General features: G+C 46.2%; 11 protein-coding genes. 9 read left to right on the top strand and 2 right to left on the bottom strand.

Annotated features, from left to right (window positions below; all coding sequences use genetic code 11):
* Positions 1–36 precede the first annotated feature (36 nt).
* Positions 37–507, bottom strand: a complete 471-nt coding sequence (gene infC, locus RH949_RS26080) for a translation initiation factor IF-3 (protein ID WP_446357242.1) — start codon at positions 505–507, stop codon at positions 37–39.
* Positions 508–738: 231 nt separating this feature from the next.
* A complete protein-coding gene (gene infC, locus RH949_RS26075; RefSeq protein ID WP_269546331.1) occupies positions 739–1230 on the bottom strand; it encodes a translation initiation factor IF-3 in 492 nt (163 codons plus the stop codon).
* A 314-nt stretch (positions 1231–1544) separates the two neighbouring features.
* Here infC (RH949_RS26075) and RH949_RS26070 point away from each other — a divergent pair, with 314 nt between their 5' ends.
* The 9 genes from RH949_RS26070 (at position 1545) to RH949_RS26030 (ending at position 15267) form a co-directional block, all read left to right on the top strand.
* Positions 1545–2099 (top strand): DUF3122 domain-containing protein, encoded by a 555-nt coding sequence (locus RH949_RS26070; protein ID WP_446357222.1) that lies wholly within the window; start codon positions 1545–1547, stop codon positions 2097–2099.
* Between the two features lie 86 nt (positions 2100–2185).
* Entirely contained in the window at positions 2186–2986 is an 801-nt protein-coding gene (locus RH949_RS26065; RefSeq protein ID WP_446357220.1) for a radical SAM protein, read from the top strand.
* A 257-nt stretch (positions 2987–3243) separates the two neighbouring features.
* On the top strand, positions 3244–3864 hold the full coding sequence (locus RH949_RS26060) for a 4Fe-4S single cluster domain-containing protein (RefSeq protein WP_006104108.1): 621 nt from the start codon (positions 3244–3246) through the stop codon (positions 3862–3864).
* A 1004-nt stretch (positions 3865–4868) separates the two neighbouring features.
* Positions 4869–6233, top strand: coding sequence for a response regulator (locus RH949_RS26055; protein WP_446357217.1), 1365 nt, complete (start codon positions 4869–4871; stop codon positions 6231–6233).
* A gap of 96 nt (positions 6234–6329) precedes the next feature.
* Entirely contained in the window at positions 6330–6695 is a 366-nt protein-coding gene (locus RH949_RS26050) for a response regulator transcription factor (RefSeq protein WP_006104153.1), read from the top strand.
* A 438-nt stretch (positions 6696–7133) separates the two neighbouring features.
* The gene (locus RH949_RS26045) at positions 7134–7706 is read left to right on the top strand and encodes a chemotaxis protein CheW (RefSeq protein ID WP_157453327.1); all 573 of its coding nucleotides are present in this window, start codon (positions 7134–7136) and stop codon (positions 7704–7706) included.
* Positions 7707–7985: 279 nt separating this feature from the next.
* Positions 7986–10853 carry a methyl-accepting chemotaxis protein gene (locus tag RH949_RS26040; protein WP_006104166.1) on the top strand — a complete coding sequence of 956 codons (2868 nt, stop codon included), beginning with the start codon at positions 7986–7988 and terminating at the stop codon, positions 10851–10853.
* A 130-nt stretch (positions 10854–10983) separates the two neighbouring features.
* Entirely contained in the window at positions 10984–14412 is a 3429-nt protein-coding gene (locus RH949_RS26035) for a response regulator (protein WP_446357214.1), read from the top strand.
* 342 nt (positions 14413–14754) lie between these two features.
* A complete protein-coding gene (locus RH949_RS26030; RefSeq protein WP_446357212.1) occupies positions 14755–15267 on the top strand; it encodes a chemotaxis protein CheW in 513 nt (170 codons plus the stop codon).
* Positions 15268–15410 lie beyond the last annotated feature (143 nt).

The raw sequence follows: 15410 nt of genomic DNA, 5'->3' as shown, positions 1-15410 counted from the left end.
GGAGCATCCCAATTGATCCCTGAGTAAAAAGCTAATCTAGGCGGGAGCCACCTGAACAATCAGAGATCGCTTATCAAAAGACTGGACTTTTCCCGCTTCGCCGAGGTCATCAATCACACGCTCTAGTAGTTCCCTGGCGCGATCGCGATGTTGATGTTCTCGCCCTCTCAGGCGCACTTGAAACTTGACTAAATTACCTTTATCCAACCAATTAAGCGCTCTTTTGATGCGTAAGCCGTAATCGGAGTCACCCACATTGGGACGCAACTTGACTTCCTTAAGTGTTGGTTTGGAACTCTGGCGTTGGCGCTTTTTCTGCTGGTATTGGTGTTTCCCATAGTCTAAAACTTTTGCCACGGGAGCGTCTTTACGTTGAGAGACGACGACTAGATCCAGACTCGCATCTTTAGCGACTTGTAGCGCCTCACGGGTATCTGTCAAGCCACGATTGTTGTTTTCATGGTCAATCAACAAAACCTGAGGTGATTTGATTTTATGGTTAATCAGTTGTTTTTGTTTCTTAGCGATAAGACTTTCCTCCTAAGTTCAACATCCCACTAGCTCACCTTTATCAGGTTAACCCAATGCTGATCACCTCATATCCCGCTAAGGTTTGAAATATGTTGGGGGCGATTAGACATTAGCAGATAGTAGGAACGTTTTCTACACCCTAACACTAATCTGGGATGAATGCCACGCTTATTAAGCACTCATCTCACCAACCACCTTGGGTTAAAGCTAGGATGGAACGATCTGAACAACCAGTGCCCGTCGATCAAAAGACTGAACTTTGCCAACTTCACCCAGATCAGACACCACACGCTCTAGCAATTCTGTGGCGCGATCGCGATGTTGATGTTCCCGACCCCGCAGACGCACCTGAAACTTTACAGAATCGCCTTTGCTCAACCATTCAACAGCTCGATTGATGCGTAAGCTGTAATCAGACTCGCCCACATTCGGACGCAGTTTAACTTCCTTGAGCGTTGGTTTAGAGCTTTGGCGTTGGCGTTTCTTTTGTTGGTACTGATGTTTCCCATAGTCCAAAATTTTTGCCACGGGAGCATCTTTACGCTCAGAGACTACCACCAAGTCCAGACCTACATCTTTCGCCAGTTGTAGAGCCTCACGAGTATCAGTCAAACCGCGATTGTTATTCTCATGATCAATCAAGAGAACCTGAGGAGACTTGATTTGACGGTTGATTCGTTGCTTGTCTTTGTTAGCTATAATACATTCCTCCTAGAACTTGATATCTTACCGGCTAACTCTTCTTTAGGATAGCGCAATGCTGACCAAGTGGACTACCAATACTAACTCGCGACACTCCCAACCTGCTATATCGTTCATTACCTAGTAGAGTTCCAAGGACGATGTAGCTGGCTTCTCGCTTCGCTAGCACCATAAACGATGAACAGAACATCTTTGACACTGAACTTCCCTTATTTGAGCAAATTGGGTACGAATTTCCCTATACCTATTTCAAGAATAACTAATTGGATATATATTCATAAATAGAGTGAAGTTGTTTGAACAAATCAAAAATGGCACAATCAAAAATTAAAAACTCAAACTCCACAATCCTTATCTGGTGTGGGATGCGACAATGGCTATCGAGGCTACTGTTACTGGGTGCAATTGTCCTGCTTATCGGTTGGGGAAGCGTTACCCCTCCATCAGCCGTCGCTTCTATCCGCCAAATCGAAGAAGCACCCGGACAGATGCTGTATCAATCCCGCCATACTTTGCAGGATGAAACGGGTCAATCTTGGCAAGTTGTATTATTCAAACGGGTGAAAGCAGGTGAAGCTAAAGACATTAACCTGCGTTTGGTTGGTTTTCCTGGGGTGGCAGAATTTGCTCACCCCCAACCTTTAAAGATTATGACGAATACAGGTAAAGTTTTGCAGGCTGAGGATTTGTTTGCCGACCAATCCCCAGGGGCGAATGTGGGCGAGTATAATATCAAGGACGTGTTATCTGAATTGCCGACGTCTATAGGGGTTACGCTGTCTCTACCGATGAAGGGCGATCGCACAACCAGCCTGAGTGTTCCCTCAGTGGTCATATTAGAATGGCAAACTGTGGCGACTGAGTAGCGGCACGAAAAAAACCGAGAGACAATAGAGAAAACTTCTCATTGCAACCGATGTGAGGACTCCCCGTCTAATACGGGAGGAAAATTATGACCACTCAATCAACCGCCACATTCACCTCCGTTTATGGTCCAGTGACATCTTGGCGCTACGGGCAATCGCTGGGTATTGATCCCATTGGACTCCAATCAACTTGCTCATTTAACTGTGTCTATTGTCAGTTAGGGGAAATTCAAGTTCGCACCAGCCAACGTCAAGTTTTTGTCCCTACCGAAAAAATTGTCCAAGAGTTACACGCCTTTGCCCCTTGGGATGTCGATGTGGTAACCCTCAGTGGTAATGGCGAACCCACTCTAGCCCTCAACCTGGCGGAGATTATTTCCCAGGTTAAGGAAATGACTCACAAGCCTGTCTTAGTCTTGACAAATGGCACGCTATTAGGTGATCGAGACGTGCAGGCGGCGTTAGCCTTGGCGGATAAAGTCTCGGTTAAACTCGATGCGGTGAATCCTGATCAACTACAGCGTGTCAATCGTCCTGTCATGGAAGTCGATTGGCAGAAAATCTGGACAGGTATCCAGGAATTTCGTCAGGGATATCCAGGACATATAGGGATACAAACGATGCTGTTAACCCCACCGAATCAGCTTAGTCAAGACACTTATATGCAGTTAGTGCGATCGCTACATCCCGATGAAATTCAACTCAACACCCCCACCCGCCCTAAACCCTTAACCCATCAACTGGATGGACGTGGTAATCATACCCCGACAGAATCACGTCCCTATCCTGTACAACAATTAAAACAAGTTAGTGGGGATGTCTTAAAAGCCTTTGCCGCTAAAATACAAGATGCGACCAGTATCCCTGTTCGATGCGCTCCACGTTGAGTGTAGAGGCGTGCCATGGCACGTTTGTAGGGGCGGGTTTAGGGACTTTCATCTCGCTGTTAATGATAACGTTTTGTTCAAAACCCGCCCTGACTACGTTTTGAGTATTGATCCTTCGCTTCGCTAGTCGGGCATGGTTTTGAAGGGTGTAGGGGCGGGTTTCACTATTATCGTTTCTGACCTCACCCAGATGCAACTAAACCCGCCCCGACTGAGTGAAAGCGTTGTGGAAATCTTTGACAAAGGACAAATGACCAATGACCAATGACAAAGGACAAATAACAAATGATATTCCTCCTGGATATCTAAATATTATGGGATACGTTGACGAGTCAGAAGTAAATGGTCCTGGCTGTCGCGCTGTGGTTTGGGTGCAAGGGTGTAACCGAGAATGTGCAAGCTGTTTCAATCCAGCATCCTGGTCTTTTGAAATTAACCAGTTAATTGCTGTTGATGAATTAGCGGATAAAATTTTGTCCAATCCTCATAATCAAGGCGTCACCTTTTCTGGTGGAGAACCCTTTTGGCAAGCGCCAGCCCTAGCGCAGTTAGCCAAGAAGCTCAAAGCGGCGGGGTTAAATGTCATGTCATTTAGTGGATTTACGTTAGGGGAACTGCAATCACCTGATGCTCCTCCAGGCGCACAAGAGTTATTAGGACAACTGGATATTTTAGTTGATGGTCCCTTTGTGGAATCCTTGGCTATTAATTCCCCTGATTCACCCGTCTCCTCTCGAAATCAGCGCGTTCGTGTATTTAATCCCGCATTAAAAGACCAAATCACCTGGGCATCTGATCAAATGGAGATTCATATCCTTAAAGATGGTAGTCGCATTGTTACAGGATTTCGAGGTCAAATGAATTTAAGCGAAGGTTAGATGTCGTAAAACATAGTCAGGGCGGGTTTTGAACCAAAGGTTATCATTAACAGCTTGCGCGAAGTCCCTAAACCCGCCCCTACACACTCAAATTTCGTTATTGGTCATTGGTCATTCTTCTGCTTTATGCTATATCAGTAATTTCACCCATTTTTTTATCGTTTAATGTAAAGATATATTAATAATACACCGAGCAAGAATAATTCAAGATTCCCATGTTGTTGAATTATAAATAATATCTTGAATAGATAAAAAGTTTACTTCCTTCATGCCGTGAGTCTGCCCCGCTAGTGAAACCAATGGTCAAGGTTAAGGGGAATTATAGATTGAGTTAATTTACCTAGTATTTCTAAAGCAATTATGACTCAGGACTAATCTGAACTTTAGGAAACTGAGTCTTTTGTAAAGCTTTGTCGAAAAATTACCTAAAATAGTCAATTCATCTCCGAGTCCTCTAGACAAACATACGGAAGTAAGTTAGCCTGTATTACAGGTTGTCTAACGTGTAAGACAACGCCGAAAAACTCAACTCTGATCGATCAGGAGTCAAACGTGCCAAACCAACCAACTGCACATTTTAATTCTCCCCAAAAAGAGTTGAACCAAGTAGGGACTTCTACCACTCGCGATTGACTAATTTTGAATCTCTAAGGTTTTGGATGACTGAATGCGCTAACGGCTTCATTGCATAACGCTGAAGAACTCCAAGCTTAATTGTAGGGATACAGGATGTTCATTCATCAGACCAGCATCTACAATTCTAGGTCTGATATCGCTCAGAGTTCTGTAGTGATTGCACTCCTGTTTAGTTCCCTGATAGAGAAATTTCAAAATCTTCTGAGAGTTGGCAAAGATAGTCTTTTTTAGACGAAAAAACTTTGTCTAACTAAGGTTTCAGGGTGATGTTCCCTTCAAAAGCGACTGAAGTCTAACGCGGGTATAAAACACCGACATTATTAGACATTTCCGGCTTTTGTTAAACCCTTAGTCATAGCAAAAAACCGATGACGGCTAGACAAATTCCCTCTGTAATCTCAACTCCAACGCTCTCTTCCCTAGAGCAAGTTCGGTCTCTTAGAACCTTGCAGCGATTTCAGTTTAGCGGTGAACTGGTGTTGAACGATCCAAGGGGACACCAATGGATCTTTTTTTTACACCTAGGCGGTATCCTTTATGCCACAGGAGGAGTTCATCCTGTGAGACGGTGGCAACGTAATTTAGCCATTCACTGCCCTCAAGTTTTGACTCATCCTGACACAATTGGGCGTGATCTTGCCAGTATCAATGTGAAAAAATGCTGGGACTATCAGCTATTGTGTTTATGGGTCAAGCAACGACGAATCACTCCCGAACAAGCCGCCAATATGATTCGTGCGGTGCTGACTGAGGTTGTATTCGATCTGGCGCAAGCGAAGCAAGTAACCCATCAAATCCAGCATAATTATTCGTTACCGACGAAACTGGTTTTGATTGAAATTAATCAGGCGATCGCACAAGTCCAATTGTTGTGGCAAACTTGGCACAATGCCCAGCTTGGGGAGTATTCTCCCAATCAAGCTCCGGTTATTAAACAACCGGAACAGTTACGAAACAACCGTTCCATCGAGGTTTACCAAACATTAACTAACTTACTCGACGGACACCATACATTACGTGACTTAGCCGTAAAACAGCGTCGGCATGTTGGGGACATTGCTCAAGCATTAATGCCTTACCTGAAATCAGGCTGGGTAGAACTGACTAATATTCCCGATTTACCAACACCCACTCCCAATACGGTAAGGAATAGAGAAAATGTTGGTGCTGACAAGCAGGAAAGCAGAGAAAAATGTAGAGACGAGCCACGGCACGTCTCGCCACGGCAAGTCTTGCCACGGCGCGTCTTAGAGCCTGGGAAAGAGAAGGTTAAAGCTTATCCCACGGGTATTACTCCCACTTCTGGAAAAGCGAATGTGCCGAAAACACCGCTCACAAGCGCAAACGCAACCTCAACTAAATCCCTGGTTGCTTGTGTAGATGACAGTCGTTGGGTGATTCACACCATGGAAAAAGTAATCGGGGCGGCAGGTTACCGATTTCTTGGTGTAGAAAATGCCTTGCGAGCCATTCCCACTCTTTTGGTACGCAAACCTGATCTAATCTTTTTAGACCTGGTGATGCCAAATGTCAACGGATATGAGCTTTGTACTCAATTACGCAAACTGTCCTGTTTCCAAAACACGCCGATTGTCTTTTTAACCGGAAAAGATGGGGCAGCGGATCGACTTCACGCCAAATTTGTTGGAGCCTCGGATTTCTTGAGCAAACCTTTAAATTCCAGGAATTTGCTCACGGTACTCCACAAACATATCAAACAGGGTGTTTATTGATTTTTCATCGTTCAGAGTTAGTAATACGATGAATGAACTTGAAGCGAACACTAACTATCATTGACCAATTTCGTTTGTATTCATTAGGTAATTACCATGGGAACAGCTCTAGTTGTTGAAGATTCCTCAACGGATATGCAAATTATTACCAGTTGCTTACAGCAAGGTGGTATCAATGTCTTGGTTGCCCATAGTGGCGAAGAGGCTTTGGCTAAAATTAGCACGCAAAAACCGGATGTGATTATTTTAGACATCGTGCTACCGGGTCGCAGTGGTTTTGAAGTCTGCCGTGAATTAAAAACGGCGGCTGAAACTAGCAATATTCCTGTCGTTATTTGTTCGACAAAAGGAGGCGAAATGGATAAATTTTGGGGCATGAAACAAGGAGCAGATGCTTACCTGGCTAAACCCGTGGATCAAAATGAGCTTGTCCGAACAGTTAAACAGCTTATTCGCCCCTAATTAAAACGGTTCGTAGTTAGCACTTTAGTGCTGGTAAGTCAAGCAGAAGGCACTAAAGTGCCTACTACAAACAAAACAGTTCGTAGTCAGCACTTTAGTGCTGGTAAGTCAAGCAGAAGGCACTAAAGTGCCTACTACAAACAAAACGGTTCGTAGTCATCACTTTAGTGCTAATAAGTCAAGCAGAAGGCACTAAAGTGCCTACTACAAACAAAACAGTTCGTAGTCAGCACTTTGGTGCTAATAAGTCAAGCAGAAGGCACTAAAGTGCCTACTACAAACAAAACAGTTCGTAGTCAGCACTTTAGTGCTGGTAAGTCAAGCAAAAGGCACTAAAGTGCCTACTACAAACAAAACAGTTCGTAGTCAGCACTTTAGTGCTGGTAAGTCAAGCAAAAGGCACTAAAGTGCCTACTACAAACAAAACGTTTCCTTACCATGTCTGACACTTTATCAACTCAAAACCGCTTATCATCGTCCATGCAGATCCAGCCGCGATCGCCTGCGTCTGTAGCTAGCAACACAGAACAATTTTTGCGGTTTCATCTGCTACCCGATACAACGGCTTTGTTGTCAGTTAGACAGTTGACGGAAGTGTTGTATATTCCGATTGGTCAGATTGTACCCATTCCTCATACACCTGCTTGGGTGATGGGTGTGTATAACTGGCGGGGTGAGATTCTCTGGATGGTGGATATCGGACATTTAGTGGGACTCACGCCTTGGTATCAGCAGATAACGGGGGTTTCCAACTACACCGCAATTGTGTTACATACTCGTTCTTCATCGCACAACTCTACCCAAGTCAAAAGCCAGATGCTGGGACTTGTGGTTAACCGTGTCGAAGATATGGAGTGGTGCAACCCCGATGGGATTCAATCCCCACCCTCTGCTCCCGTCACTCCCGAACTTGCTCCTTTTTTGCGGGGATATTGGGTGAAATCCAGTGGTGAGATGTTAGCCGTTCTCGATGGCACAGCTATTACCGAAGCCATGCCCAAAATTCAGTAAATTTTGTCATTGGTCAAAACACTGATTTCACAGATTTATTGGAAAGATGGGGGGAGGGGAGTGAGAGGTTAGTGATACTGATGACACTGAAAGATTAGTTCCTCAAAATTCCATCGCTGCCAATTGAAGACGGCTGACAACTATCGCGCCCAAAATTTAGCTTAATTTCATAGCACTATTCGGTATTGCTTAACCCAACGCAAGGCTTTATTTTGGCTTGCGGATGAGTTGAGTAGTATCTCTCGTACCCTATTGATGTTCAACGATGAGGTTCATATCATGACTCAAACATCATCTAATACAAACTCCACAAATAATAACGGTGCTACTTCCAAGCTGACACCGAATGATAATGGTTCAGCACTCAAGGATTATCCCCTCTCTGATCACAGCCTTTCTACTCAAACCTCAAACGCTCTCAAACGACTAGAACCTGATGGGGGAGGATACAAGGCAAAGACTCAAACCATTCCCAAACCACAGTCATCAACCTCTTGGTGGCAACGGCTAAATCTACGAAATAAAGCCACCGCATTGGCAATCATTATTGGTACGTTGCCCGTACTGGTAACCGGAATCACCGCCTACTATTTTGCTGACAACGCAATTGTTCGAGAAATTGCTAACGCAAAAATCGCTCGTGCTGAAGGTATTGAAGATAAGGTGATTCGCTTCATGCGGGAACGGTACGGGGATATTCAGATTCTGGCAAATTTGCAAATTCTCACTGATCCAAAACTGGCTGAATCAACAACCCTGGCTCAAAAACAAGCCACTCTCGACAACTACGTCGATTTTTACAAAATCTATGACAGTATTGCTGTGTTTGATCTCAAGGGCAATGTAATTGTGCAATCGAAGGGAGATCCTCTAACGAATCACAGCGATCGCGAATACATTCAAGCCGCCCTGAAACTGGATGGACCCTATATTGCAAACCCCACCATCTCTGAATCCACTGGCAAATTTGTGATTCACACGGCTGCACCTGTGAAAGATGCCACAGGTAAGCTAATTGGCACTATCCGCTCTCGTATGCCTGTAGAAGCTCTAGATGACCTGATTTCCAATTTCGGTGCTGGCGGAGACCAATACCACTTAATTGACTTGTCTGAAGAAACGCCTGAAATTTTCGTATCCAACCAGCCAGAGAAGCAGCAAAAGAATGCGGCAGAAGTGTTTACTGATTTTGAGCAATTGAAAACCGCAGGTACACCAGGAAGTACGCTGACAACTGACACGATTGATAACAGTCAAGACTTGTTAGCTTATGCTCCCTTACACGAACTTGAAGGGGTGCAAAAACTACCCTGGAGCGCGGCTGTTGCCACACCCACCAAGATTGCGTTTGAACCCCAAAGACAGTTACTTCTTGCCCTAGCCAGTGGTACAGCACTCACCGCTTTACTCGTATCAGCGGTAGCCGCCGCCATTGCCAACCGCGCGACCCGCCCGATTGTAAGTGCAGCCGATGCGGTGACCAAAATTGGTCAGGGAGACTTGGATACTCGTCTAGACGTGGCTGGGGAAGACGAAATGGCTGTCTTGGGTGAAAACATTAACGAGATGGCTCAACAGATTGGCAGCTTGGTGCAGGAACAAACCTTGGCAGCAGAAAAGGCAAACTTGCTGGCAGAGATTACCAGTGTCCGTTCCTTTGACGCCCAAGCGATTCAAGATATTTTCGACATTGCCGTGATCAATGCTCGCAAAATCTATAAAGCTGACCGAGTGATTGTCTATCGTCTGAACACCGATGGCAGCGGCGAGGTTGCGGCTGAATCGGTTACTGGGGGTCAGTTTCATGCGTTCAATAGCAATATCAAATATCCCCCCTTGTCACCCAAACAGCTAGCGACTCACAGTGATGACGGGATTGTGGCAATTACGAATGTTGCCACCGCCGGGTTAGCGGCTGAACAGTTGAAGTTTATGGAAAATCTGGAAGTTAAGTCTACCCTGGATGTTTTACTGCTGTCGCAAGGTCAACCCTTTGCTTTACTTAGCGTTCACCACTGCCAAAAGTCCCACGAATGGCAACCTGGGGACATTGATTTTCTCCAACGCTTAGCAGACCAGATGCGACTGTCCCTTGACCGACTCACCCTACTTGACCAAACCCGAAACCTGGCGGAAGAACAGCGGCTACTGAAAGAAGGGTTGCAACAGCGAGCCTTAGAACTGCTCAAGGAGGTAGACCCGATTAGTAAAGGTGACCTAACCATTCGCGCACGAGTCACCGAAGATGAAATCGGTACCGTGGCAGACTCTTATAATGCTACGGTTGCTAACCTGCGGAAAATTGTTACCCAGGTGCAAGCAGCGGCGAGTCAAGTGGCGGATACCACGAGCAGTAATGAAGTGGCGGTACAATCCCTAGCCGAAGAAGCGCTGCATCAAGCCGAAGAAATTTCCGTCGCCCTTGACCGCGCCCAGGAAATGGCTCAGTCGGTGCGAATGGTTGCCGCAAACGCCGAACAAGCGTTAACGGCGGTGCAAGAAGCGGGTGAGATGGTACAAGAAGGAGACCAGGCGATGAACCGTACTGTAGACGGGATTCTCGCCATTCGCGAAACAGTAGCAGAAACGGCGAAAAAAGTCAAACACTTGGGTGAATCGTCACAAAAGATTTCCACAGTTGTTAACCTGATTAGCACCTTTGCCGCCCAAACCAACTTGCTGGCGCTCAACGCCTCCATTGAGGCAGCCCGCGCCGGGGAAGAAGGACGAGGGTTCGCGGTGGTTGCCGACGAAGTGCGATCGCTGGCTCAACAGTCTGCTGATGCGACTAGCGAAATTGAAAAGCTGGTGGCGGCAATTCAAGCCGAAACCAACGAGGTGGTAACGGCAATGGAAGCCGGGACAGAACAGGTGGTTATGGGTACAAAACTCGTGGATGAAACTCGTGCTTCGCTGAACAAGATTACCTCTGTATCTAACAAGATTAGTGACCTGGTTGAAGCGATTACCGAAGCCACATTAATTCAGACACGAGCCTCTGAATCGGTGACGGAAACAATGACAAAAGTGGCAAATATTGCGGCTCAAACATCCACAGGAGCGAGTGATGTATCGTACTCATTTGAACAACTCCGACAAGTGGCGCAAGCGTTACAAGCAGAAGTGGGTCAGTTTAAGTTGAATTAGTCATTCGTCATTCTCGGTTCGTAGTAGGCACTTTAGTGCTAAAAGCGCTAAAGCGCTTACTACAAACTAGGCGCAAGTTCAAGACTCAATAACTAATAACAAAGAATCAATGACCAAGGACTAATGAAAAATGGCAATTAATCCCGATATTCGTGACCAAGCCTATCAGTTTTTTATTGCCGAGGCACCGGAGCTTTTACAAATCCTGGAAACAGGGTTATTAAATCTCAGAGATGAGCGCAGCACTGCCAAAGTTCATGAATTAATGCGAGCGGCTCACTCGTTAAAAGGGGGCGCAGCCAGTGTTGAATTAGAGGCAATCGCGACTCTAGCTCACCGCTTGGAAAATATCTTTAAGGCACTTTATAGTGATACTGTAGATATTGACGTTGAGCTAGAAAATAAACTACTGCAAGCTTATGACTGTCTGAGTTTGCCGCTGAAATCGCAAATTACCACCGGTTCCTTTGACGCGGATGCGGCTATCTCCACGGGGACTCCTATTTTTGACCAAATTGAGGCACGATTGGGAGATGCTCTGACTCAGGCGGATAGTTATATGCCCAGTTCCGCTGAATTGGGGATCAATATGGCGGTGTCTATTTTTGAAGTCGATGTCGCTGAAGGCTTGGAACGTTTTGCTACCGTGGTAGCGAATCCTCAAGACTATGAAGTAGCTGGAGAATTACGCGCCCAACTTGAAGTGTTTGCTGGATTTGCCGAGTTCTTAAATTTGCCCGGATTTGGCGCGATCGCACAAACGGCTCAACAGGCGCTAGAGGTTCACCCCGAAAGGGTTGTAGAGATTACTCAATTAGCTTTAGCTGATTTTGAACTCAGCCGTCAAGCGGTTCTCTCCGGTGAACAGACGACGGGAGGAAGTCCTTCTGAGGCTTTAATTGCCCTCGCCGAATCTCCAGCAACTTCGACAGTTTCGGGTGAGTGGGAAGCAAGTAATTGGGGATTGGGGCTACCGTCAACCGAGGTTTCGGTGGACATGGAAGAGTCGGTTGGGCAACCGATTGAAGCCTTTGCCGAGGAGGATGCGATCGCGGCGTCACCAGAAACGCTTCCTTTACTCGCCGATTTGTTTTCTCAAGAGACTGAACCGTATACTCTGCCAGCCACAGCAGAATCACCCTCATCCATTCCTTCGTTAGACGATATTTTTGGTACGTCTGACGGTGAGGAGATTTTAGAGACAGAAGAAATTAACCAGGAAATCTCTATCCTCGCCCAGATAGAGGATCACCTCCAAGCAACTCCCGAAACTGTCACCGAAGTCGAAGTGGATGTTGTACCTGAACCCTCTGCATTAATTCCGACTGAACCGATCAACCTGGATGTTGCGATTCAATCGATTGAGCAAGTTTTTGATCAACTTCCCGCCCTGGAAGAGGCGTCGCAATTAACCCTGTTTCAGGGGAATTCGTTGGTATCCAACCCATTGGATCAGCGTACTCTCACCGCGTCTTCATCCAATAAGCTGACGAGCAACAATCCCGTTGCATCGACTCCTCCCCGTTCACCCGCCCCCACGCCGACTCTATCCGTGCGGGTAGATTTAGATCGACTGGAACGGATGAATAACTTGGTTGGGGAATTAGCGATTAACCGCAATGGTTTATCCCTCCAGAATCAGCAATTACAGGGTTCTGTACGAGCCTTGCTGGATCGATTTGGGCGATTTGGGCAGATTGTGAATAAATTGCAAAGTTTATCAGATAAGATGCTGGTTGCGCCGGAACGGTACAGCTATGGGACGATGGCGGGTGTGGAGGCGATGGCTCGTCCGATGTCCCCAGGCGGTAATGGGCGATCGCTGGGATTTCAGAACTCGGATCGCTCCACGGATGTGACGATGAAGACATTAGCGGATTTTGACTCCTTGGAAATGGATAGCTACGGCGCTCTCTATTCCCAAATCCAAGGGATCTTAGAAGAGATGGTGCAGTTAGAAGAAGCGGTTGATGATATCGCTTTGTTTGCTAAGAAATCCGATCAAACTACAGAACAGCAGCGTCAAATGCTCAACCACTTGCGGGATGAGCTGATGTGGGCGCGGATGTTACCGATTGGGGAGGTGTTGAATCGGTTTCCCAGGGTATTACGAGAACTGTCTAATACCTATCACAAACTGGTGAATTTGAAGTTAACTGGAACAGGGGTTTTGGTTGATAAAGCGGTGTTAGAAAAGCTCTATGATCCTTTGCTGCATTTACTCCGAAATGCTTTTGACCATGGAATTGAGGCTGCTGAGATCCGGCGTCAACGGGGAAAACCGGAATCGGGACAAATGGAGATTCGCGCTTACCACAAGGGAAGTCAAACAATTATTGAAGTCCGGGATGATGGTCAAGGGTTAAATGCCGAGCGAATTGGACGTCGGGCGGTTGAGTTGGGATTAGTATCCCGTGACCAATTGGCGACAATCTCAGAGGCGCATTTGTGGGGATTTATCTTTGAGCCAGGATTTTCCACCGCCCAACAAGTGAGTCAATTATCGGGACGAGGGATGGGGTTAGATGTGGTGCGGACTCAGTTGCGATCGCTAAAAGGTAAAATTTCTGTAACTTCGACGCCAGGAGGCGGTACGACGTTTACGTTGCGTCTACCGTTAACCCTAACCATCGCTAAATTATTGGTCTGTTTCATTGGTACGACGGTGTTAGCGTTACCCTCGGACAGTATTGAAGAAATTGTCATTCCCAAAGCCAACCAAGTGAAAAAATCTGGGGCGCAACGGTTTCTCCATTGGCGGGGACAATTAGTACCAACCTATCGATTAGGGGAACTGTTGGACTATCAGCGCCCCTTACCCGAAAGCCTTACCAGTCAAGCCTTAAGTTCCGTGTCTGCACCAGAGACATGGCAATTACCCCTGTTGGTGCTGCGTCAGGATCAGCAGGTATTTGCACTGGAAGTGGAGCGTCTGGTGACAGAACAAGAATTGGTGATTAAACCTTTTGGCGCAGCGATTTCTCCTCCTAGTTATACATACGGTTGCACGATTTTGGGGGATGGGAGTGTGATTCCAGTAATTGATGGGATTGCGCTGTTGGAATTTGCCCATGGAGCAACGACGCCAACGGCGACGCCTGTACCGAAAGTGGCTTCCGAGGAAACGGCGATGGGTTCAGAAGATACCCCAACTCCCAGCCGAACGGTGCAAGTACCGACAATCTTGATTGTCGATGATGCGGTGGCGTTGCGACAAACTTTGGCGCTAACCCTGGAACGGGCAGGTTTTCGGGTATTACAAGCGCGGGATGGGCGAGAGGCGATCGAGCAGTTGCAGCAAAGTGCATCGGTGCAGTTAGTGGTTTGTGATATTGAGATGCCGAATATGAATGGGTTTGAGTTTCTCAGTCAACGGCGTCAAGATCCGCAATTGTCCAGCGTTCCTGTTGCTATGTTAACCTCTCGCAGCAGTCAAAAACATCGCTGGTTAGCGATGCAGTTGGGGGCGAGTGGGTATTTTACTAAGCCTTATTTGGAACAAGAGTTTGTTGGGTCGCTCAACGATATCATCCGCGAAAATAGTCTTGTTAGTCATTAGTCATTAGTCATTTGTCATTTGTCTGTCCTTTGTCATTAGGTGACGATGTGCATTTGTGTCATTTTAAGCTTAAAACTCTGCAATACCTTAATCTGTCCCCTCCCGTCCCCCTTTTAGATCCCCCTTCCGTCCCCCTTAAAAAGGGGGAGACCAAAGGATGCTTCGCTTTTTGTTCCATGGGGGAAGCCAGTTCCATGGGGGAGAATTCAAAGCCTCTCTCCTTGCAGGAGAGAGGTTTGGAGAGAGGTTTTCCAGATCCCGACCAAAAGTAAGAACACCACTGACCGACCTGCGCCCTCTCCACCAACTGTAATTTTTGTTGTCTAAAGGAAAAATTTTGTTATGAACAATAATGTCATGAATACTCAATCCAAAGAAAATCAATCCGTACTTTCAGAAAAAACGACACGAGAAACGAAACAAGTATTAAAGTTAATTCTTTTTACCCTGGGAAACTTGAATCTAGCATTACCAATTGAATCCGTATACAAAATCTTGAATCACGCCCCTGTTCATGGGAGTGGGATGAATCAGGTGGGAGTCACCCACTCTGGCGAAGAAGAAATTACGGTTATCGATTTATATCAGCGCTTTTTCAAAGAGAGTTTACCGGAAGCTGTCAATGGGGGAGGATATCTGGTAACGATGCAAAATAAAACGGGTGAACTCTATGGTATTCCTGTGGCTGACGCGCCTATTTTAATAGATGTACCACTTTCAGCGATTCGGCTTTTACCGGAATCTTATCGTCGTTCTGATACGGTGAATATTGCCCGTCATGTGGCAGTAATTCCTCAAGATTCTGGAGCAAAAACTATCTTTTTGTTGGACGTTGATTTGCTGTTGCCAACCTGAGATAAGCTGTTCGGCATTTAAACCTTAATATCAATAACGGCGAAAGCCTTGTAGTGCGTTTAGCGAAGCCATGCCGCAGGCTTTAGCGAAGCCATGCCGCAGGCTTTGCATCTTGCTCGCTACTAATACCCAATTTAAATGCA

Origin of the sequence: Coleofasciculus sp. A1-SPW-01 (genome assembly GCF_040217205.1) — a bacterium.
Lineage (GTDB): Bacteria > Cyanobacteriota > Cyanobacteriia > Cyanobacteriales > Coleofasciculaceae > Coleofasciculus > Coleofasciculus chthonoplastes_A.
The sequence above is the reverse complement of the archived record's forward strand: the minus strand, read 5'-3'. Positions and strand labels throughout refer to the sequence as shown.